The sequence below is a fragment of the Mycobacterium sp. ITM-2016-00317 genome (assembly GCF_002968295.1).
GTDB lineage: Bacteria > Actinomycetota > Actinomycetes > Mycobacteriales > Mycobacteriaceae > Mycobacterium.
On the sequence record NZ_CP134399.1, the window covers coordinates 14,949 to 36,983 of the forward strand.

At 65.8% G+C, this 22,035-nt stretch carries 16 protein-coding genes and 1 tRNA gene; 9 read left to right on the top strand and 8 right to left on the bottom strand.

The annotated features are described in order from the left end of the window. Nucleotides 1-70 precede the first annotated feature (70 nt). On the bottom strand, nucleotides 71-352 hold the full coding sequence (crgA, locus tag C6A87_RS00075; RefSeq protein WP_311115411.1) for a cell division protein CrgA: 282 nt from the start codon (nucleotides 350-352) through the stop codon (nucleotides 71-73). A 122-nt stretch (nucleotides 353-474) separates the two neighbouring features. On the opposite strand from crgA, the gene C6A87_RS00080 reads away from it, so the two are divergent. The 3 genes from C6A87_RS00080 (at nucleotide 475) to C6A87_RS00090 (ending at nucleotide 3,380) form a co-directional block, all read left to right on the top strand. After that, nucleotides 475-1,236 carry a DUF881 domain-containing protein gene (locus C6A87_RS00080; protein ID WP_311115412.1) on the top strand — a complete coding sequence of 254 codons (762 nt, stop codon included), beginning with the start codon at nucleotides 475-477 and terminating at the stop codon, nucleotides 1,234-1,236. Between the two features lie 211 nt (nucleotides 1,237-1,447). Further along, nucleotides 1,448-2,641 carry a PE-PPE domain-containing protein gene (locus C6A87_RS00085; RefSeq protein WP_311115413.1) on the top strand — a complete coding sequence of 398 codons (1,194 nt, stop codon included), beginning with the start codon at nucleotides 1,448-1,450 and terminating at the stop codon, nucleotides 2,639-2,641. A 34-nt stretch (nucleotides 2,642-2,675) separates the two neighbouring features. Continuing rightward, nucleotides 2,676-3,380 carry an aminodeoxychorismate/anthranilate synthase component II gene (locus C6A87_RS00090; protein WP_311115414.1) on the top strand — a complete coding sequence of 235 codons (705 nt, stop codon included), beginning with the start codon at nucleotides 2,676-2,678 and terminating at the stop codon, nucleotides 3,378-3,380. Here the strand turns inward: C6A87_RS00090 and pknB are convergent. The 7 genes from pknB to C6A87_RS00125 form a co-directional block, all read right to left on the bottom strand. Then, complete coding sequence (gene pknB / locus C6A87_RS00095) at nucleotides 3,358-5,232, bottom strand: Stk1 family PASTA domain-containing Ser/Thr kinase (protein ID WP_311115415.1); 1,875 nt, start codon at nucleotides 5,230-5,232, stop codon at nucleotides 3,358-3,360. The two genes, C6A87_RS00090 and pknB, sit on opposite strands and share 23 nt — an antisense overlap. Then, nucleotides 5,229-6,524, bottom strand: coding sequence for a protein kinase domain-containing protein (locus C6A87_RS00100; RefSeq protein WP_311115416.1), 1,296 nt, complete (start codon nucleotides 6,522-6,524; stop codon nucleotides 5,229-5,231). The genes pknB and C6A87_RS00100 overlap by 4 nt, the downstream gene beginning before the upstream one ends. 74 nt (nucleotides 6,525-6,598) lie before the next feature. Beyond that, nucleotides 6,599-8,074 carry a D,D-transpeptidase PbpA gene (gene pbpA, locus C6A87_RS00105; protein WP_311115417.1) on the bottom strand — a complete coding sequence of 492 codons (1,476 nt, stop codon included), beginning with the start codon at nucleotides 8,072-8,074 and terminating at the stop codon, nucleotides 6,599-6,601. Then, nucleotides 8,071-9,483, bottom strand: coding sequence for an FtsW/RodA/SpoVE family cell cycle protein (locus tag C6A87_RS00110; RefSeq protein WP_311115418.1), 1,413 nt, complete (start codon nucleotides 9,481-9,483; stop codon nucleotides 8,071-8,073). Before C6A87_RS00110 ends, pbpA begins: the two co-directional genes overlap by 4 nt. Continuing rightward, nucleotides 9,480-11,021, bottom strand: a complete 1,542-nt coding sequence (locus C6A87_RS00115; RefSeq protein ID WP_311115419.1) for a protein phosphatase 2C domain-containing protein — start codon at nucleotides 11,019-11,021, stop codon at nucleotides 9,480-9,482. The genes C6A87_RS00110 and C6A87_RS00115 overlap by 4 nt, the downstream gene beginning before the upstream one ends. Then, nucleotides 11,018-11,485 carry an FHA domain-containing protein gene (locus tag C6A87_RS00120; RefSeq protein WP_311115420.1) on the bottom strand — a complete coding sequence of 156 codons (468 nt, stop codon included), beginning with the start codon at nucleotides 11,483-11,485 and terminating at the stop codon, nucleotides 11,018-11,020. The genes C6A87_RS00115 and C6A87_RS00120 overlap by 4 nt, the downstream gene beginning before the upstream one ends. Nucleotides 11,486-11,590: 105 nt before the next feature. Next, nucleotides 11,591-13,024: an FhaA domain-containing protein gene (locus C6A87_RS00125; RefSeq protein ID WP_311115421.1), complete on the bottom strand. Its 1,434-nt coding sequence runs from the start codon at nucleotides 13,022-13,024 to the stop codon at nucleotides 11,591-11,593. Between the two features lie 246 nt (nucleotides 13,025-13,270). Between C6A87_RS00125 and C6A87_RS00130 the strand changes: the two genes are divergently transcribed. The 6 genes from C6A87_RS00130 (at nucleotide 13,271) to C6A87_RS00155 (ending at nucleotide 22,022) form a co-directional block, all read left to right on the top strand. Continuing rightward, nucleotides 13,271-13,353, top strand: a tRNA-Leu gene (locus C6A87_RS00130). A 313-nt stretch (nucleotides 13,354-13,666) separates the two neighbouring features. Then, nucleotides 13,667-14,212, top strand: coding sequence for a uracil-DNA glycosylase family protein (locus C6A87_RS00135; protein WP_311115422.1), 546 nt, complete (start codon nucleotides 13,667-13,669; stop codon nucleotides 14,210-14,212). Between the two features lie 88 nt (nucleotides 14,213-14,300). Beyond that, the gene (locus C6A87_RS00140; RefSeq protein ID WP_311115423.1) at nucleotides 14,301-15,758 is read left to right on the top strand and encodes a class I SAM-dependent DNA methyltransferase; all 1,458 of its coding nucleotides are present in this window, start codon (nucleotides 14,301-14,303) and stop codon (nucleotides 15,756-15,758) included. Then, entirely contained in the window at nucleotides 15,755-16,921 is a 1,167-nt protein-coding gene (locus tag C6A87_RS00145) for a restriction endonuclease subunit S (protein ID WP_311115424.1), read from the top strand. Before C6A87_RS00140 ends, C6A87_RS00145 begins: the two co-directional genes overlap by 4 nt. A gap of 20 nt (nucleotides 16,922-16,941) precedes the next feature. Beyond that, nucleotides 16,942-18,567, top strand: a complete 1,626-nt coding sequence (locus tag C6A87_RS00150) for a DUF726 domain-containing protein (RefSeq protein WP_311115425.1) — start codon at nucleotides 16,942-16,944, stop codon at nucleotides 18,565-18,567. 41 nt (nucleotides 18,568-18,608) lie between these two features. Next, nucleotides 18,609-22,022 (top strand): DEAD/DEAH box helicase family protein, encoded by a 3,414-nt coding sequence (locus C6A87_RS00155; RefSeq protein WP_311115426.1) that lies wholly within the window; start codon nucleotides 18,609-18,611, stop codon nucleotides 22,020-22,022. The last annotated feature ends 13 nt before the right edge of the window (nucleotides 22,023-22,035 follow it).

Consider the following 22,035-nt stretch of genomic DNA (forward strand, 5'->3'; position numbering starts at 1 on the left):
GATGACGTCCCCGTAGACGGCAGGACAACGCCAGGTGTCCACAATGGATTCAATCCAACCGGCGTGCCGGTCACCGCCAGCGCATGGTGAGCAAAAGGCCGGTGATCATGAAGGCAAACGCGATCGCGTAGTTCCACACGTTCAGATCGGCCATCCACTGCAGGAATCCCGGCACGTCGGGACCGCTGCCGGCGAGCTGGAACACGATCAGCCACACCAGGCCGATCAGCATCAGGCTCACGAACAGCACCACGAACCAGGTGCCGGACGGCCCCGCCTTGACCTTGACCGGAGTACGGCTCACCGGGTTGATGGTGAAGCCGTTCTTCTTACGGACCTTGGACTTGGGCATGCGTACCTTCGGACAGTCGGCGCCGCCACTGGCACCGGTGCCACAAACGACCGGTCAGTGCGACGATGTGTAGGGAAAGCCTAACGCAGGCCGGCCGGGCCTCTTCGAAAGAGACGACACCGATGAACGACCGCAGTGTCACCACGCGCAGAAGATCCGTGTGGCGCTTCGGCGTGCCGGTCGTCTGCGTGGCGGCGGGCCTGCTGCTCGGGGCGACCCACGGGGTCTCCGGCGGTGACGAGATCCGGCGCAGCGACGCCCCGCGGCTGGTCGACCTGGTGCGGGACGCCCAGCAGTCGGTGGACCGGGGAACCGCCGAGCGCGAGGCCCTGGCACTGGAGATCGACAACCACCACGGCGGCTCCCCTGGCACCGACGCCGCGCTGTCGGCGATCGTCAGCCGTGGCGACGCGCTGGCCGCCCAATCGGGACTGGCGCCGCTGCGCGGCCCCGGTCTGGTCGTGACGCTCAATGACGCGCAGCGCGACGCACAGGGCCGCTTCCCGCGGGACGCGTCGCCCGACGACCTGGTGGTGCACCAGCAGGACATCACGGCGGTGATCAACGCGCTGTGGGCCGCGGGCGCCGAAGGCATCCAGGTCCAGGACCAGCGCATCATCGGCACCTCCGCGCCCCGGTGCGTGGGCAACACGCTGCTGCTCAACGGCCGCACCTACAGCCCGCCGTATGTGGTGACGGCGATCGGTGATCCCGCGGCCATGCAGGCGGCGCTGGCGGAGGCGCCGCTGGTGACGCTGTACAAGCGGTACGCAGCGCGGTTCGGTCTCGGCTACACCGAGGAAGTTCGCGATGTCGAACTGGTCGGGCACCAGGAATCGGTCCGGATGAAGTACGCGCAGCCACTCGGCCCGCTGGGATACTGAGTAGCTAAAACTTTCAAGACCGTCAAAATCTCCGCGCGCTGACTCTTGGCGTGTTATATCTGATCCTGTTCAAACGGATGACGTGAACAGGGATAAGAACGTTTATCTCCAGACACAGCAACTACGTAACCCACATCTGCCATCCTCTTGTGGCATTTGCCGTTCCTTGCTGGAGTGAGCAGCAGCAAAGTCTGAACCCGATCGGGGGATCATGGGAAGACACAGCGCGCCGAAGAAACGCATCGCGCGGAGCAAGCTCATCGCCGCGATGGCCGCGCCCGCGGCGGTATGTCTGTCGTGGACGCCCACCGCGCCGGCAGCCACCGTCCTCGGCGTCGAGGGCACCGGTCAGCCGAAAGGCACCACGCAGACCGCGTTCAACGGGGCGTTCTGCCAGCAGAACACCTGTAAGTCGATCAACAACAACCGGACGCCGTTCGACGTCGCCCTGGGTTCGGCGCAGATCCACAACGCGGTCGCCGCCACCCCCGGTGACGTGATCGTGTTGGCCTACTCGCTCGGCGCGGCGTCGACCTACCACCGGCTGCGCCAGTGGGCCAACAACCCCGCGCAGGCCCCCGATCCCGACCGCGTCCTGGTCGTCACGTTCGGCAATCCGGAGAACAGATTCGGCGGGGACGACCGCGCCATGTTCTGGACCGGCCTGCCGAGAGTGCAACCGTACGAGCATCTGGATGTGGCGATGCAGTACGACAGCGTCGCCGACCGTCCCACCCGCTGGGGTTGGTTCTCCTCGGTCAACGCCACCTTCGCGCGGCATCTGTCCTACTTCGGGGACGTCGACATCAACGATCCCGACAATCTGGTCTATCGCGACGGCAACACGACCTACATGCTGATCAAGGCCGACGTGTTGCCGATGCTGAAGTGGATGGACTGGTTCGTCGGCGACGCCGTCATGGCCGGGCTGGACCGTTTCTTCCGGCCGCTGGTCGAGATGGACTACCGGCGGCCGGCGTTCATCGCGCAGGGCGAGGGCGCGGACTGGGGTAATGAAAATCCGCCGCCCAGCCTCGAGCCCGCGGCCCGGGGCCTGGTGGAGAACGAGACCGCGGCGCAGGCCGCACGCGATGCCGACGGTGCAGACCAGGACGAGCCTGGGCTGCCGGACACCCCGCAGCCTGCCGACGCTGACGACGTCCTGCTCAGCGAGCCCGAGGCACTCCCCCGCGACGAGATCGTCGAGGACGACGAGAACGACCCGGACGTCGTGCCCGATGAGGACCCAGACCTCGACGCCGACCTGGACGCGGACCTAGACCTTGACGAGGAACCGGAAACCGAACCCGTGACCGAGCCGGAACCCCAGACCGAACCCGAGACCGAGCCGGCAGACACGGACACGGCCCAGGACAGCGACCCGGGGTCCGCGGATTCGCTCTGAGCGGCAGCGCAGGCCCTGGCGGTAACCTGTCCGAATGCAGGTCTTGGTCGTCGACAACTACGACAGCTTCGTGTTCAACCTGGTCCAGTACCTGGGCCAGCTCGGGGTGGACGCCCAGGTGTGGCGCAACGACGACGACCGTCTGGCCACCGACGCCGACCTCCGCCGCGCGGCCGAGGAGTTCGACGGTGTGCTGCTGAGCCCCGGGCCGGGAACGCCCGAACGTGCCGGGGCCTCCATCGGGCTGGTGCACGCGTGCGCCGCCGCCGGCACCCCGCTGCTGGGCGTGTGCCTAGGCCACCAGGCGATCGGGGTGGCCTTCGGCGGCACCGTCGACCGGGCGCCGGAACTGTTGCACGGCAAGACCAGCACGGTGCATCACACCAACCAGGGTGTGCTCAAGGGTCTGCCGGACCCGTTTATCGCGACCCGCTACCACTCGCTGACGATCCTGCCCGAGACGATGCCCGCCGAGCTCGAGGTCACCGCCACCACCGTCCGCGGCGAACGCAGCGGCAACACCGACGAAGGCGGCGTCATCATGGGCGTGCGCCACGTCGAGCTGCCGATCCACGGCGTGCAGTTCCACCCCGAGTCGATCCTGACCCAGGGCGGGCACCGGATGCTGGCCAACTGGCTGGGCTTCTGCGGGCAGGCGCCGGCCGAGAACCTGGTCCGTGAACTCGAAGACGAGGTCGCCGGCGCCGTCGCGGCCGCTACGACGCGAAGTTCAGCGTAATTCTGCTGCCGAAGTTCACACCCGTGCCCGGAGGCGGGGTCTGGCTCACGACCGCATTGGTGCGCAAGCCGCTGTTGGGCACGTCGGCACCCTTGTCGAGCACCCCGGTCCAGCCCAGCGCGCGCAGCCGCGGCTCGGCGTCGGTCCAGAACTGGCCGGTCAGATCCGGCATCACGAACTGGTTGCCGCGCGACACCTGAATCTGGATCACCGAATCCTGCGGGACGGTCTGACCGGCGGCGGGCTCGAGGCCGACGACCTGTCCGGACGACACGGTGCTGTCCACTTCGACCGGCACCGACTTGGTGAACCCGGACGCGGCGAGCACCTGCTGGCACGTCTCCACGGTCTGGCTGACGCATTCCGGCACCAGCGCGGACGCCGGGCCCTTGCCGACCACGATCGTGATCTCGTTGGTGATCGCCGAGGTCTGGTTGGCCGGCGGCACCGTCGAGAGCACCCGGTCCTTCTGCTCGGGCGTCGATGTCGAGGTCGTCTGACGGAAGCGTTCGAACCCGGCGTCGGTGAGCCTGCGTACCGCATCGGTGTAGCCGAGGCCGGACACATCCGGCACCTCGCGCTGCTCGGGGCCGGTGGACACGTTCAGCGTGATCTCGTCGCCTGCGCCGACCGCGGTGTCGGCGTCGGGCTCGGTGTTGATCACGTGATCCGGCGGCACCTCCGAATCCGGCTTCTGCTGGGTGCGGATGGTGAAGCCGCGGTTCTGCAGCGTGGCGATCGCGTCGGCGGACGCCTGACCGCGCACATCGGGGACCTGCACGTCGCGGGTCTCGCCGCCGAAGGTGTTGATGCCGATGGTGACCAGCACCGTCAGCACGGCGAGCACGGCGACGGCGATCAGCCAGCGGCCCAGCGACCCGCCGCCGGCACGCTCCTCGTACCGGGGCTGATGGCCCTCGGGCTCGCCGGGTTCGGCGCGGTGATGCGCCGGGGCTGAGGCCAGCATCGAGGTGCGCTCGGCGTCGGTGAACACCTTGGGGGCGTCGGGGGTCTCGCCGCTGTGCACGCGCACCAGGTCGGCGCGCATCTCCGCGGCCGTCTGGTAGCGGTTGTCGGGGTTCTTGGCCAGCGCCTTGAGTACCACCGCGTCCAGCTCGGGAGAGATGCCGCTGTGCCGCTGCGACGGCGGCACCGGATCCTCCCGGACGTGCTGGTAGGCCACCGCGACCGGCGAATCACCGACGAACGGCGGCTCCCCGGTCAGCATCTCGTAGAGCACACAGCCCAGCGAGTAGACGTCCGAGCGGGCGTCGACCTTCACGCCGCGGGCCTGCTCGGGCGACAGGTACTGCGCGGTGCCGATCACCGCCGCGGTCTGGGTCACCGGGTTGCCCGCGTCGGCGAGCGCGCGGGCGATGCCGAAGTCCATCACCTTCACCGCGCCGGTCTTGCTGATCATGATGTTGGCGGGCTTGACGTCGCGGTGGATGATGCCGTGCTGGTGGCTGAAGTTCAGGGCCTGGCAGGCGTCGGCGATCACCTCGATCGCGCGCTGGGGCGGCATGGGCCCGTCGTTGTGCACGATGTCGCGCAGCGTCACCCCGTCGACGTACTCCATCACGATGTACGGCAGCGGCCCGGTCGGCGTCTCGGCCTCACCGGTGTCGTACACCGCGACGATGGCCGGGTGGTTCAGCGCGGCGGCGTTCTGCGCCTCGCGGCGGAACCGCAGGTAGAAGCTCGGGTCGCGGGCCAGGTCGGCGCGCAACACCTTGATCGCGACGTCGCGGTGCAGGCGCAGGTCGCGGGCGAGGTGGACCTCGGACATCCCGCCGAAGCCCAGGATCTCCCCCACCTCGTAGCGGTCGGACAGGTGCTTGGGGGTTGTCATCTCAACATCTGTTCTGAAACGTGCAGGGTCACCCGGTGTGACGGTCCGTCAACAGGCCGGGATACCCAATTTCGGTCGGGTTCATGATCAACGATGGCCGGTGGCGCCGCGCCAGGGGTCTCCGGCGGCGGCGCGGTCTCGCTGGTCGGGGTCTCGGTGACGGTGGTCGGCGCCGGGCGGTCCTTGCGGTCCTGGGCGTTGAGCACGATCAGGATGGCGATCACGATCGCCAGCGCCCCGAGCACACCGGCGGCCCACAGCAGCGCGCGCTGCCCGGAGGAGAACGTGCGCCGCGCCGGCGGAGCCGAGCGGTGGTGACTGCCGGTCGCGCGGGTGCGCGACGTCTGCACCGGGCCGCGGCCGGTGGCCTCGGCGACGGGGCGGGCCGCGATGGCGGGCGGCACCGCGGTCGGCGCCGCACGCCCGATCGACGGCGCCGCGTTCGGCCTGGGCGGCCGGCGACCCGCGCGGACCGCGGCGACGGCGTCGGCGAACGGACCGCCGGATTTGTAGCGCATGCCGGGGTTCTTCACCAGCGTGATCTCGATGAGTTCACGCACGTTGGGCGGCAGATCGGCCGGCAGCGGCGGAGGGGTCTCCTTGATGTGTTTCATCGCGACGGTCAGCGCGCCGTCGCCGGTGAACGGGCGCTTGCCCGACACGGCTTCGTAGCCGACCACACCCAGCGAGTACACGTCGCTGGCCGCGGTGGCGTCATGGCCGAGGGCCTGTTCGGGCGCGATGTACTGCGCGGTGCCCATCACCATGCCGGTCTGGGTCACCGGCGCCGCGTCGACGGCCTTGGCGATGCCGAAGTCGGTCAGCTTCACCTGGCCGGTCGGGGTGATCAGGATGTTGCCCGGCTTGACGTCGCGGTGCACCAGCCCCGCGGAGTGGGCGACCTGCAGCGCCCGCCCGGTCTGCTCGAGCATGTCCAGCGCGTGGCGCAGCGACAGCCGCCCGGTGCGCTTGATGACGGAGTTCAGTGGTTCCCCGTTGACCAGCTCCATGACCAGGTAGGCGGTGCGGCCTTCGCCGTCGATGTCGGTCTCGCCGTAGTCGTACACGCCGGCGATGCCCGGATGGTTGAGCATCGCCACGGTGCGCGCCTCGGCGCGGAACCGTTCGACGAACTCGGGGTCGGTCGAGTACTCGGCCTTGAGCACCTTGATCGCGACCCGCCGGCCCAGCCGGGAGTCCACACCCTCCCAGACCTGGCCCATGCCGCCGGTGGCGATGAGGCGCTGCAGCCGGTAGCGCCCGGACAGCGTGACACCGACTCTTGGGCTCATTTCTCGCCTCCGGCAAGGTGGCTCATTTCTCGCCTCCGGCAAGGTGGCTCATTTTTCGCCTCCGGCAAGGTGGCTCATGAGGGCCCTCTCAGCGCCGCGGCGATCGTCGCGCGGCCGATCGGGGCCGCCAGCGCGCCGCCGGTGGCCGACAGGCGGTTGCCACCGTTCTCGACAAGCACCGCGACCGCCACTTTGGGTGCCTGAGCGGGCGCGAAGGCGATGTACCAGGCATGCGGCGGCGTGTTGCGCGGGTCCGTGCCGTGCTCCGCAGTGCCGGTCTTGGATGCGATCTGCACGCCGGCGATGGCTCCCTTCTGCTGAGTCACCTGCTCGGCGGCGACCATCAAGTCCGTAAGTGTATCTGCGACCTGTTCGGTGACCGCCCGCCGCTCTTCGGTTGGGGCGGTGGTGGCGATGTTCGCAAGGTCCGGCCCCTTGAGGCTGTCCACCAGGTAAGGACGCATCGTCACCCCCTTGTTCGCGACGGTCGCCGCGATCGTCGCGTTCTGCAGCGGCGTGAGTGCGACGTCGCGCTGGCCGATGCTGGACATGCCGAGCGCCGCATCGTCGACGATCGGTCCCTCCGTCGATTCGGCAACCTGCAACGGGATGGCCGGCGGGGCCTCGCCGATCCCGAAAGCGTTTGCAGTGTTGCGTAACTGGTCGGCGCCGGTCTCGATGCCGAGTTGGACGAAGGCGGTGTTGCAGGAGTTCGCGAACGCGTTCTGCAGCGACGTGGTCGGGCCTGCTCCGCACGACGTGCCGCCGAAGTTCTGCAGCGTCGCGGTGCTGTCGGGCAGCGGGATCTGCGGCGCCGCGGTCAGCTGTGTGTCCGGCGTCGCGCCGGCCTGCAGCGCGGCCGCGGTGGTCACCACCTTGAACGTCGACCCGGGCGGGTAGGTCTCGGCGATCGCGCGGTTGAGCAGCGGCGACTGCGGGTCGTCGCGCAGCTTCTGCCACACCTCGGCCTGTTCGGCGACGTCGTGGGAGGCCAGCAGGTTGGGATCGTAGGACGGGGCCGAGACCATCGCCAGGATCTTCCCGGTCGACGGCTCCAGGGCCACCACCGAGCCCGTGCACGGACCGTCGCAGCCCTTCTCCATCGCGTCCCACGCGGCCTGCTGGACCTGCGGGTTGATGGTGGTGGAGACGTTGCCGCCGCGGGGGTCACGGCCGGTGAAGAAGTCGGCCAGGCGTCGCCCGAACAGCCGCTCGTCGGAACCGTTGAGCACGGTGTCCTCGGCACGTTCCAGGCCGGAGCTCGAATAGCTCAGCGAGTAGAACCCCGTCACGGGCGCGTACGTCATCGGGTTCGGGTAGACGCGCAGGAAACGGAACCGGCCCTCGGTGGACACCGAGTAGGCGAGCAGTTGCCCGCCTGCCGAGATCTGGCCGCGCTGCCGCGAGTACTCGTCGAGTAGCACCCGCTGGTTGCGGGGATCCGAGCGCAGGCCGTCGGCGGTGAACACCTGGGTCAGCGTGGCGTTGGCGAGCAGCAGCACGACCAGAGCCATGATCATGACCGAGATGCGGCGCAGTGAGGTGTTCATACCTTCTGGATCACCTCGGTGCGCGCAGCCGCGATGTTGCCGGGGGGCAGCGTCCTGGCGCCGATGGGCAGGCGCGCGGCGTGCGAGATGCAGACCAGGATGCCCAGCAGCAGATAGTTGGCCACCAGAGACGAGCCACCGTAGGACATCCACGGTGTGGTCAGCCCGGTCAGCGGGATCAGTTTGGTGACGCCGCCGACGACGATGAACAGCTGGATCGCCAACGTGGCGGCCAGGCCGGCGGCAAGAAGCTTGCCGAAGCTGTCGCGCACCGCGATCGCGGTGCGCATCCCACGGATGATCACGATCGTGTAGAGCAACAGCACTGCCGAAAGACCAACCAGCCCAAGCTCTTCACCGATCGCGGCGATGATGAAGTCGGTGGAGGCGGCCGGTACCGTGCCCGGCTGCCCGTTACCCAGGCCGGTGCCGAAGATGCCGCCGGTGGCGAAGCTGAACAACGACTGCACCATCTGGTAGCCGGCGCCGTCGGGGTCGGCGAACGGGTCGTGCCAGGTCTGCACCCGGACCCGGACGTGGTCGAAAACGTAGTAGGCGACCACACTTCCGGCGGCGAACAGCGACAACCCGAGTACCACCCAGCTGAACCGCTCGGTGGCGATGTAGACCATCACCAGGAACGACGCGTACAGCAGCAGCGACGTGCCGAGGTCCTTCTCGAAGATCATCACGCCGACCGACGCGATCCAGGCGGCCAACAGCGGGGCCAGGTCGCGAGGCCGCGGCAGATCCATTCCGAGCACGTGCTTTCCGGCGCTGGTGAACAGGCTGCGCTTGGACACCAGTACGGCGGCGAAGAAGATCAGCAGCAGGATCTTGGAGAACTCTGCGGGCTGAATCGAGAAGCCCTCGAACCGAATCCAGATCTTGGCGCCGTTCTGCTCGGACATCTCGCGGGGCAGCACCGCCGGGATCGCCAGCAGGATCAGTCCGGTGAGGCCGCAGACGTAGCCGTACCTGGACAGCATGCGGTGGTCGCGCAGGAAGATCACCACGGCCGAGAAGCCGAGCACCCCGGCCAGCGTCCACAGCATCTGCTGGTTGGCGGTGCCACCGAGCCCCTGCGCGGCGGTGGTGCCCTCGGCGAGGTCGAGACGGTGAATCATCACCAGCCCCAACCCGTTCAGCAGGGCGACCACGGGCAGCAGCAGCGGGTCGGCGTACGGCGCGAAGCGGCGCACGGCGAGGTGCGCGCCGGTGAACAGGGCCAGATAGGCCACCGTGTACTGGGCCAGATCCCAGCGCAGCCCTTGCTCCTGGTTGGCCTCGACCAGAAGTAACGCCACCGTGGTGATCAGCGCGGCGAAACCGAGCAGAGCCAGTTCGGCGTTGCGGCGGTTGGGCAGCGGGGGCGTCACCGCCACGGCGGGCTGCGGTTGGGTCGTCATGAGACTTCCCGGCAGTTCGTTCCCGGTTCAGGCGGTGGGGGAGGCAGCGCGGTCACCGTCGGCAGCGGAGACGGAGACGGTGACGGCGGTGGGGCCGACGGGGACGGCAGGGGAGCGGAACTCGCGACGGTGCGCGGTGTTTCGGGCGCTGCGCTGGTGCGCGGCGCGGCCGAGGTGGTCTGCGGTGCCACAGAAGTCGACGACGGCCCTGCCGAGGGGGAGGGCCGTGGAGCAGGAGCGGGCGGTCGGGTCGTCGGCGGTGGGGCAGGGGGCGCGCACACCGGGAGGACGGAGCTGCGGGACAGTTCCTCGATCTGGCGGATGGCTTCGTCGAGGGAGCCGGACGGAAGGCCCGCGATCACCTGAGCGCGTTCGGACGGCCGCATGTCGTCGACTGCGAGCGGACGGCAGTCGAGGTTGTCGCGGGACTGGTCGGCGCTGATCAGGGAGAGCTCGTTACGATCGTTGAGGCAGCCGAGAAGGTAGGGCTCCTGCAGGGAGATCCCGAGAAACGAGCCGTCCACGCCTCGCATGATCGAGACGGTGCCTGCGTTCTCGCTGACGTAGTAGTTGTTGCGGACGATCTCGCGTCCGACGGCCAGGCCGGCCAGCACCACCAGGACCAGCACCGCGGCGGCGATGATCGTGCGTCGCTTGGACCGCGGTCGCGGTGGAGGTTCTTCCGGCTGCGGCACAACACGTTTGGCGGCGTTGCGCTTCGGGTTGAACGCCGATGCACGGCCTGCGGCGGTGTTCGGGGGAGCGGTCTGGTCGTCGTCGCCGGACACCGCGCCCGCCAGGATGGGCTGGGTCTGGCCGTAGTCGTAGTCCACGACGTCGGCCACCACCACGGTGACGTTGTCGGGCCCGCCGCCGCGCAGGGCCAATTCGATGAGCCGGTCCGCGCTTTCGGCGACGTCCTCGAGCTGCAGCGCCTCGGCGATGGTGTCGTGGCTGACCGGGTCGGACAGGCCGTCCGAGCACAACAGGTAGCGGTCGCCGGCGCGGGCCTCGCGCATGATCAGCGTCGGCTCCACCTCGTGGCCCGTCAGCGCCCGCATGATCAGCGAGCGCTGCGGGTGGCTGTGGGCCTCCTCGGCGGTGATCCGGCCCTCGTCGACCAGGGTCTGGACGAACGTGTCGTCCTTGGTGATCTGGGTGAGCTCGCCGTCGCGCAACAGGTAGCCGCGGGAGTCACCGATGTGCACCAGGCCAAGCCGGTTGCCCGCGAACAGGATTGCCGTCAGCGTGGTGCCCATGCCCTCGAGCTCGGGGTCGGCCTCCACGTGCGCGGCGATTGCGGCATTGCCTTCGCGCACCGCCGAGTCGAGCTTGCTGAGCAGATCGCCGCCGGGTTCGTCGTCGTCGAGGTGGGCCAGCGCGGCGATCACCAGCTGCGAGGCCACCTCGCCTGCGGCGTGGCCGCCCATGCCGTCGGCGAGCGCGAGCAGCCGGGCGCCCGCGTAGACCGAGTCTTCGTTGTTGGCGCGCACCAACCCCCGGTCGCTGCGGGCCGCGTATCGAAGGACGAGTGTCACGGGCGCAGCTCTATCACCGTCTTGCCGATTCGCACAGGCGTGCCCATCGGAACTCGTACAGCTGTCGTCACCTTCGCCCTGTCGAGGTATGTGCCGTTGGTCGATCCTAGGTCCTCTACATACCATTCCGGACCGCGTGGCGAGAGTCTGGCATGGCGCGTCGAGGCGTAATCGTCGGTCAGCACGAGCGTGGAGTCATCGGCGCGGCCGATCAGCACCGGTTGCGTCCCCAGCGGGATGCGGGTGCCGGCCAGCGCGCCCTCGGTGACCACCAGCTGCCGTGCCACGTGCCTGCGGTTGGCCTTCGGCAGCAGCGAACCGCGCAGTGCCAGCCCGCGGCGGACCATCACCGCGCCGGTCGGCGCGTAGATGTCGGTGCGCAGGATGCGCAGCACCGACCAGATGAACAGCCACAGCAGCAGGAGGAAGCCGACGCGGGTCAGCTGCAGTACCAGGCCCTGCATCTGACGTCCTCTCCGTCCCGGTGATACTCCTCGCGCGACCGCCACCAAACGTGGGCGACGGCCGGCGTGAGCACCGCGCGACCGCGACCCCCGTGTGGCCTGACCTCAGTGGACGCGGACGATGATCTCGGAGTGACCGAGCCGGATGACGTCGCCGTCGGCCAGCTGCCACTCCTGAACCGGAGCGTTGTTCACCGTGGTGCCGTTGGTGGAGTTGAGGTCTGACAATAGCGCGACCTGACCGTCCCAGCGGATTTCCAGGTGGCGACGCGACACGCCCGTGTCGGGCAGGCGGAACTGGGCGTCCTGGCCGCGACCGATCACATTGGCGCCTTCGCGCAGCTGGTAGGTGCGGCCGCTGCCGTCGTCGAGCTGCAGGGTGACGGTGGTTCCGGCGACCGCGTAGTCGCCCTGGGCGCCGTATCCGCCGTAGCCGGCGGCCTGTCCGTAGCCCTGCTCGCCGTAGCCGGCGGGCTCGTTGTATCCGGGCTCGCCGTAAGCGGCGGGTGCCTCGCCGTAGCGGCCGTAATCGTGCTGTGCGTAGTCCTGGCGGCCGTAGGCTTGCTGACCGCCCTGACCGCCATAGCCGCCCTGGTCCGGGTAGCCGCCCTGATCGGGGTAGGAGGGCCGGGCCGGGGGCGGGTAACCGCCTTCGTCGGGGCGACGGCCGTAGTCGTAGTCGCCCGACGGCGGCCCGTAGCCGGGCTGACCGCCCTGGGGCGGGCCGTATCCGGGAGGGGCCTGGCGGTAGCCCTGGTCGGGGTAGCCGCCCTGGGGGCCCTGCGGCGGGCCGTAACCGGCCGGCGGGCGCTGCTCGTAGGACTGCGGGGGGTAGCCGCCCTGTTCGGGGTAGCCGCCCTGGTCCGGGTAGCCGCCCTGCTCCGGGTAGCCACCCTGGTCGGGGTAACCGCCGCGGGGCGGGTAAGCGCCCTGGTCCTGGGCCGGGTAGCCGCCCTGGTCGCCCTGCGGGTAGCCGCCGCGCGGCTCGTCGGCGCGGTTGTGGCGCTCGTCGTCGGGGCGGTTCTCGGGACGGTTGTAGTAGTCGTCTGCGGGCCGACCGGGTCCTTGGCCGCCGCGGTAAGTCGGGTTGTCGGTCATCGGTGGTACTCCTGGTTCTGCCTGGGACGTGACGTCTCGTGGGGGTGGAGCGGGTTCGACTGTGGTCGCGTCTGGATTGACCGCGGCACGCGCGCGAAACTGTCCGGTGTGCAGGTTGGGTGACTGCTCGAATCTGACGACCAGATCACCATACGTTTGCCAACCCTGCTCATGGATGTATCCCTCCAAGTGCTTGGCGAACGTGGTCGAGGTGATGTCCGGGTCGGCACTCACCTTCCGATAGTCAGGCACACTGAGGGTAATGACGTAGTCGTTCGGGGCCAAAATGCGTCCACCATGCAGTTCTCGCGCGCCGGCGTCGGCTTCCCGGCGCAGTAGCGACTCAACTTCCTGCGGGACGATCGATCCGCCGAACACCCGGGCAAAAGCGTCGCCGACCTTGTCCTCGAGCTTGCGCTCGAAGCGGCCGACCAACCCCATCTCCCCGCTCGCCTCCCTTGCCGTGTGCGCGGGGTGATCCGCGCGGTGACGCCCTCAGCGTGTCGGCTGGTGACGATGCCTGTATGCATGGTATCGGCCAACTGGGGCGATGCGTGACCATCGGAATTGTGAGAATCACATCGACGCAGGTCAAGGCCCTGTGACCGGCCGTTTTGGAGTTCTGGGGGGTCCGCCAGTACGGTGGTGAAGCCGGGATGCCTGCGTGATAGGCTTCCTCGGTCATTCGGGCGAGTGGCGGAATGGCAGACGCGCTGGCTTCAGGTGCCAGTGTCCTTCGGGACGTGGGGGTTCAAGTCCCCCTTCGCCCACAGCGAGGAGTTCTACGAACTCCAGACACGAAGGTCACGAACCGGAAATGGTTCGTGACCTTTGTGTTTGGTGGGGCTGTTTCGTCGGGAGCCGCTGATTCAAAGGGGTCGGGGACTTCCGCTGCTAGGTCCCCATTTCGGTCAGCAACGATGGTGCTGGGACCGGTAGCCAGCTTTCCGTCCGACGGACACCCCGATCTTTCTACACTCCGTGGTGAGCCTCAGGTCCGCGCCCGGCGACACCATGGCACCGCGGTGGCGTAGCAAGATCGTCCTCGATAACGAGATCAGGACTTGTCGGCGCTGCGACGGGATGAACGTCGCCCACGTCACCGCATCCGCTCCGGGGTATGGCTGCTTGACCTCACCGGTAGCACTGGTTGGCCAAAGCTTGTGTGAGAAGTGCATCGAGACCCAGATTCCATTCACCGGCGGCAGCGGCGATCTGATCGACGCCGCCATCGAGCGTGCGGGTCTCAAGAAGGTGGACCTGTTCATCAGCAATGCGGTGCACTGCCACCCGCCGAAGAATCGCGCGTCGCGTGAGCACGAACTCGTCAATTGCTCCCCTTTTCTGCACCGCGAACTTGAGATCGTCCGGCCGCGACTGGTGATCACGCTGGGCCGTGACGCCGAGCGCGTCGTGGAATTCTTCTATCCGGGGGCGCGGGTGTCGCTGAAGCCGTTCGAGCACCCTAGGGGCCGCCTTCCGAAGGGTGTTCCGTACATCCTCAATGCAACGCACCCCTCGTGGATCAAGCGTCAGCATGACGAGCAGCTCGAGGCCAAGTACGTGGCGGAGCTGGACGCGGCTATCCGGTGGGGCTTCGGTCGGGGCGCCGTGAAGGGGAACGAATAACGGCTGCAGTCGGCTGGATCCCGCGTACTTGTCGGCCCAGCCGTATATACAGTTCCGTTCAGTTCAGAACGACGAGATGAGGGGTGCCGTGATCACCGGTGAGTTGAAGAGCAAGGTCGACCGGGTTTGGGACGCGTTCTGGTCCGGCGGCATCTCTAACCCGCTGGAGGTCATCGAGCAGATCACCTATCTGCTGTTCATCCGGCGCCTCGACGATCTAGAGACACTCGCCGAGAAGAAGGCCCGGGTGACCGGCAAGGCCGAGGGCTTGCGGTTCGAACCCGATCAGCAGGAGCTGCGGTGGTCGCGGTTTAAGAACGAGGAACCGGCCGTCATGTTCGCAACCGTCGGGGAAAAGGTGTTCCCGTTCCTGCGGGCATTGGGTGGTGACGGCTCGACGTATGCCCAACACATGGAAGGCGCTCGGTTCACCATCCCGACTCCCCAGCTGTTGTCGCGGGTGGTCGATCTACTGGACGAGATCCCGATGGCCGACCGGGACACGAATGGCGACCTCTACGAGTACATGCTGTCCAAGATCGCCAGCGCTGGTCAGAACGGCCAATTCCGCACACCGCGGCACATCATCAAACTGATGGTCGACATGACTGCACCCCAGCCGGCGGAGGAGATCTGTGACCCGGCCTGTGGTACGGCGGGCTTTCTTGTCGCGGCCTCGGATTACATCCGGGAGCAGCATCCGTCGGTCCTTACCGATGCGGCACAGCGGAAGCACTTCCACGCGAGCATGTTCCACGGTTACGACTTCGACAACACGATGCTGCGAATCGCCAGCATGAACATGCTGATGCATGGCATTGAAGCTCCAGACATTCGCTACCGGGACTCGCTGTCCGAGGGCGCTTCTGAGGACGCAGAAAAGTACACGCTGATCCTCGCGAATCCTCCATTCGCCGGTTCCTTGGACTACGAATCGACCTCAAAGGATCTGCAACGGGTCGTCAAAACTAAGAAGACCGAACTGCTGTTTGTAGCATTGTTCCTCAAGCTGTTGAAGCCCGGTGGGCGCGCGGCCGTCATCGTGCCCGATGGGGTGCTGTTCGGATCATCGAAGGCGCACAAGGATCTTCGGCGAATTTTGGTCGAAGACCAGAGGCTTGACGGGGTCGTGAAGCTGCCTTCCGGGGTCTTCCGGCCCTATGCGGGTGTCTCGACGGCGATGCTGCTGTTTACCAAAACCAACTCCGGTGGTACGGAACACGTTTGGTTCTACGACGTGACGGCCGACGGATTCTCGCTGGATGACAAGCGGAACCCGGTCGAGGCGAATGATCTGCCCGACGTGTTGAAAAGGTGGAAAGAACGGTCTGGCGCTGAACTTGAGCGGGCAAAGACCGAACAGTCGTTCTGCGTGTCGAAGGATGACATCGTGGCACAGGGATACGACCTGTCGCTGAATCGGTATAAGGAGATTGTTCACGTCGAGGTTGAGCACCGGGCGCCAGTGGAGATCATCGCCGAGATCGAAGAGATCGAGGGCGAGATCGCCGCGGGGTTGGCGGAGTTGAAGGAGATGTTGAGGTGAAGCAAACAACCCTCGGAACCCTCATGGTTAAGCGAGCGGGTTCAGTTGATCCCTCCAAGTTTCCAGACGAGAAGTTTGATCTATACAGCATTCCGGCCCACGACCACGGAAGCGCCGAAATCCTTGCAGGGACTGATATTGGTTCGTCGAAGCAGGTCGTTTCGCCGGGGGACGTGTTGTTGTCACGGATCGTCCCCCACATCCGACGGGCATGGATCGTCGGTCAAAGTCGCGGCCGTCGGATCATCGCCTCGGGCGAATGGATAGTGTTCCGGTCCGATTCGGCCGACCCGCGATGGCTGCGGCACTACCTTCTTGGCGACACCTTTCATCGACAGTTCATGCAGACTGTTGCAGGCGTTGGAGGTTCCCTATTGCGCGCGCGCCCGGCACAGGTGGCTAACATCCAGATCGCTATCCCCGAACTCGACGAACAGCGCCGCGTCGCCGCAATCCTCGATCACGCAGACATACTTCGAACAGCGCGGCTGCGGACGACGACGCTTGCTGAGGAGGCTGGAAGGGCAGTCTTCCTCGAAATGTTCGGCCGGTATGTCGGCGAATACGTCACTATTGACCATGTTGCGCTGCCCGAGAAGGGATCGATCAGGACGGGTCCATTCGGGAGCCAACTCCTACACAGTGAGTTCGTCCCCGAGGGCATTTCGGTACTGGGACTCGACAACGTGGTTGGCAACTCGTTTACGTGGGGCGAGCGGCGGTTCATCACACCGGAAAAGTACGAGCTCTTGAAGCGCTATACAGTGCAGCCCGGCGACGTCCTGGTAAGCATCATGGGTACGTGCGGACGCTGCGTGGTGGTACCCCAAGATGTTGGTACAGCAATTAATACGAAGCACATCTGCGCAATCACGTTAGATCCGTGCGTCGCCCTGCCGGAGTTCGTACGTGCCTCATTCTTGTGGCACCCCACATCACGCGCGTATCTGACGCGCCAGACCAAGGGTGCGATCATGGACGGGCTGAACATGGGGATCATCAAACAGATGCCGCTGCCGCTGCCCTCTCTCGACGAGCAGCAGCAGTTCGTAACTAGGTTGAACAGTATCGATGGATTGTCTGATCGGTTGGGGGGATCTTCGGAGCAGCTGGGCGAACTGTTCGCGTCACTTCAATACCGCGCGTTCTCCGGTCAGCTCTAGCGGGACCTCGAAGGATCACCATGGGCGTCCGTAATGGCATCTTCTTCAAGCCCGTCTCGCATGACGGAATGATCTGTGAGGTCCGGTCGCCCATGGGCCGTCTTCTGGCATTGACGGGGACGCTGACGGACGTCGAGCCGAAAGTCGAAGGGGACGAAGCGATGCTTCGCAACCCTGCGCTGCGCCACAATGCGTGGGCTTATGCCAAGAACGAGAAGCAGTTTCGCAAGTTCAAGTTGGAGGAGAAGAAGAAGAGCTACCGAAAGCTAGCAGACAGCCACGCAAAGACCGCGGCCAAGATAGCCGCGCTTGTGGACTTCGTAGGGCCGACGGGCGTGGACGGTTGGTGCTCGGGCTGCTTCACGCTCAGTACGCACCGCAAGGTTGTCGGCTCCGGCGGCATCGTCCCGACCTACCTGTGTGCTACTTGTGGCACACCTACGCTGGGTTGTGCGGCAGCGTGGTGCGATCACATGGCCGTCCGCAGCTTCGGATCGGTGAGGTTGCCACGTTTCTGCGCTGAACACGGACACGAGATTCCGAGTTTCGAACGGGCGAACCATAAGGTCGACGCCCTTGAGCAATATGGGGACCTGCAGATCTTCGAGAGAAGCAACCTGGCCATGGCCTCGCGATTGACATCCCTCGGTGTGCTTGCTGCTGCGGTGGTCGGCACGGGCGGTGTAATGGCTGCACCCGCAATCGGCGGAGCGATTGGCAGCCTCGCCGGATTCTCTGGTGCCGCCGCCGCCTCATACGGATTGGCGATGCTCGGTGGAGGTTCTTTGGCCGCCGGCGGGTTGGGTATGGTCGGTGGAACCTATGTCGTCGCAGCCGCGGGGGCAGCGCTAGGTGGTGCGCTTGGTGCCAGCGTCACAAGCGCTTACATCGGTGAGGACAAGTCCTTCCGGATCGAGAAGTTCCGGGACGGCCTAGGGACCCCGGTGGTGGTTGCCCGGGGATTCATGACCGAGACCGACCCACAGTGGCGGGCGGCCATGCAGATGGTCGAGAAGCGATACCCAAATTCTCCGATCTACCGACTGCGTTGGGGTAGTAAAGAGCTCAAGGCCCTGGCTGGTCTTCTTCTCAAAAATGTCGGCGCAGGACAGGCGGCTGGCGGCATCGCGGCCATGGCGGCGCGGGCGACCAAGGTGGGAGCAAAGCGCCTGGGGGCGGTCGCGCCGGTTCTCCTGGCAGCCGACATTCTGAAGAACCCATGGCACGTGGCGATGACGCGGGCGGACAAAACAAGGGCAGCTCTTGCCGGCGTGCTCGCACGCACGAACTGCGCCAGCTACATTCTCGTCGGTCACAGCCTGGGCGGCCGCGCTGTCGTCACTGCCGCTGAGACACTCGGCACCAGCTCGGACGCTCCGCGGATCGAAGCAGTGCATCTCCTCGGAGCAGCCGAAGGCAAGAAGGGCGACTGGCGCCCTCTAAGCGAATCGGTCACAGGCGCCGTACACAACTACTTCTCGACCAACGATGCCGTTCTCAAAGATGCCTACACCGCAGCGCAAGCGGGGGGCGTCGCCGTCGGACTGCGCGGCTTCGGAAGCAGGTTCTCAAATATCAGGGACCATGACGTATCCAAGCTGGTGAAAAGGCATTCCGAATACTTTGAGAAGGTGCGACTTGTCTAGTTCAGCCCTGGCGTCCACTGGTGGTCGAACCGGGGAAAAACATGAGTAACTTCGCCTTCCTGGGTGCCGCAGACTGGCCGGCGATCCAGACAGACTGCACCCGCGCCGAGAGCTATCTCACCAGTGATCCACGCTCGGCCTGCATCTATGCCCGGCGAGCGATCGAACAACTCGTCGGCCTGCTTTACGACCTGTTCGATCTGCCGGTCCCTTATAGGGACGACCTGGCAGCCCGGATCAACGATGCCGGGTTTCGGGTAAAGGTACCGACCGCAATCGCACACAAGCTCAACTTGATCCGCAAGGCCGGTAACGCGGCCGTGCATGACCAGAAGCCGATCGCCCCGCAGATTGCTCTCGGTGTGCTGCGCGAGTTGCACAACGTAACGGTATGGGCAGTGTTCCACCATTCGGCCTACCCCAAGGCCGCTCCGCTCCAGCTCCAATTCGACCCGAAGTTCGCCGCCAAGGCCGCACCGCTGAGCCGGCAGGAAGCGGCCGGGCTCGCGGCGAAGTTCGCCGCGCAGGATGAAGCTCACGCCAAGGCGTTGGCGGAGAAGGATGAAGAGTCTGCCAAGAAGGATGCCGAGATCGCCGCATTGCGGGAGGCGGTCAAACAGGCCCAGGCGGCCAACCAACTGATCGATGACCGCGATTACTCCGAGACCGAGACCCGGGACACGTTCATCGACCTGCTGCTCGCCGAAGCCGGATGGCCGCTGGCCGAGGCCCGCGACCGCGAATACCCGGTTACCGGCATGCCCACCTCGGATGGGAAGGGCTTCGTCGACTACGTGCTGTGGGCCGAGGATGGTCTGCCGTTGGCGGTCGTGGAGGCGAAACGCACCACCAAGAGCCCGCAGGTCGGCCAGCAGCAGGCCAAACTTTATGCCGATTGCCTGGAGCAGATGATCTCCCGTCGTCCGGTCATCTTCTACACCAACGGTTTCGAACACTGGGTCTGGGACGACGCTGGGGGCTACCCGCCGCGGGAGATCCAGGGTTTCTACACCCGCGACGAGCTGGAATTAATGATCCAGCGCCGCGACACCCGCAAACCGTTGGCCGATATGCCGATCGACTCGGCCATCGTCGAGCGCCACTACCAGCACCGCGCCATCCGCGCGATCGACGACGCATTCACCGCCAAGCAACGTGAAGCGTTATTAGTGATGGCGACCGGCTCGGGCAAGACCCGCACCGTCATCGCTCTGGTCAAGCAGTTGATGGAAGCCAACTGGGTCAAACGGGTGCTGTTCCTGGCCGACCGCACCGCACTGGTCACTCAAGCCGCCAACGCGTTCAAGGGGCACCTTCCTGGTGCGACCACGGTGAATCTGGTCACTGAAAAAATCACCGATGGCCGGGTGTATGTGTGCACCTACCCGACGATGATGAACCTCATCAACGACACCGAATCTGGCATCAGGAAATTCGGACCCGGCTACTTCGACCTCGTTGTCATCGACGAAGCCCACCGCTCCGTCTACCAGAAGTACCGGGCTATCTTCGACTGGTACGACTCACTGCTCGTCGGCCTGACCGCCACCCCCAAAGACGAAGTCGACCACAACACCTACCGACTCTTCCACCTCGAAGACGGCGTACCCACCGACGCCTACAGCCTCGACGACGCCGTCAAGGAAGGCTTCCTGGTACCTGCTGTCGGGATCTCCGTCGGCACCAAATTCCTACGCCAAGGTATCCGCTACGCCGATCTCTCCGAAGAGGAGAAGGATGACTGGGACGCCCTGGATTGGGGCGACGAAGATCCACCTGACGAGGTGAGCTCCGAGGAGATCAACCGGTTTCTGTTCAACGAAGACACTGTCGACAAGGTGCTCGCCGAACTGATGAGCAAGGGCCACCGCGTCGCCGAGGGTGACCGGCTCGGCAAGACCATCATCTTCGCCAAGAACCAGGCACACGCCGAGTTCATCGCGCGACGCTTCGACGTCCAATATCCGCAGTACGCCGGAACATTCGCCCGCGTCATCACCCACAGCACCGCCTACGCTCAGTCGCTGATCGACGACTTCTCCGTCACCGACAAGGCGCCACACATCGCCATATCGGTCGATATGCTCGACACCGGCATCGATGTCCCCGACGTCGTCAACCTCGTCTTCTTCAAGCTCGTGCGGTCCAAGACCAAGTTCTGGCAGATGATCGGCCGTGGCACTCGCCTACGTCCCGACCTCTTCGGACCCGGCAAGGATAAACAGAACTTCTATGTCTTCGATTTTTGCGGCAACCTCGAATTTTTCAGCCAGGACCTGCCCGGATCGGAAGGCTCATTTCAGAAGTCATTGAACCAGCGCCTGTTCGAAACACGCCTCGGGCTGATCACCGCGATTGACCACGCGTGGCCGCCCTCGGAACCAGAACCCGAAGAGGGACAGGGCACCGAAACCGAACGAGGATTGCGCGTCGATGTCGCGTGGTCGCTCCATCGCTCCGTCACGGGGATGAACCTGGACAACTTCCTGGTGCGCCCCCACCGCAGGCTGGTTGAGCAATACTCGCAATGGCCGGCCTGGACGTCGCTGACGCCCGAGGTCGCCGGCGACGTCGCCGAACACCTCGCTGGGCTGCCGTCAGCCCACAGGGACGACGACGAGGACGCCAAGCGCTTCGACATGCTGATCTTGCGTCGTCAACTAGCCCAACTCGAAGGCGATGCGGTCGCGGCCGAACGGCTACGTGAGCAGATCCAGAACATCGCGACTGGGCTACTGAGCCAGATGGCGATCCCGTCGGTGAAGGCACAGGAGATGCTTCTCGAAGAGGTCGCCGGGGATGAGTGGTGGGTCGACGTCACCCTGCCGATGCTCGAATCCGTGCGGCGCAACCTACGCGGTTTGCTCCGGTTCCTGGAGAAGGTGAAACGGAATCAGGTCTACACCGACTTCGCCGACGAACTCAGCGAAGCCACCCTCGTTGACCTCCCAGGGGTCACACCCGGCACCAACTGGGAACGTTTTCAGGCCAAGGCCCGCGCGTATCTCAGACAGCACCAGGATCACGTTGCGTTGCAACGGTTACGACGCAACAAGCCCTTGACCCCCGACGACCTCACCTCGTTGGAGCAGATGCTTATCGAGAGCGGTACGGGAGAGCAAGCCGACATTGACCTGGCCAAGGAGCAGTCGCATGGCCTGGGGTTGTTCGTGCGGTCACTAGTCGGGCTGGACCGCGAGGCCGCTGCCGAAGCGTTCGGCGCATACCTGGACGGCACGAAGTTCAATGCGGACCAGATTCGCTTCGTGAACCTTATCGTCACCGAACTGACAGCCAACGGCTTCATGGAACCTGTGCGGCTCTACGAGTCGCCGTACATAGACCACGCACCGACGGGTCCCGACGACGTGTTTGGTGAGGCGGATGTTGACACAATTGTTTCGATTCTGAATATGGTGCGGGACAATGCGGTGCCCGACGACGGAGCTGCATGAATTCCGACAGGCC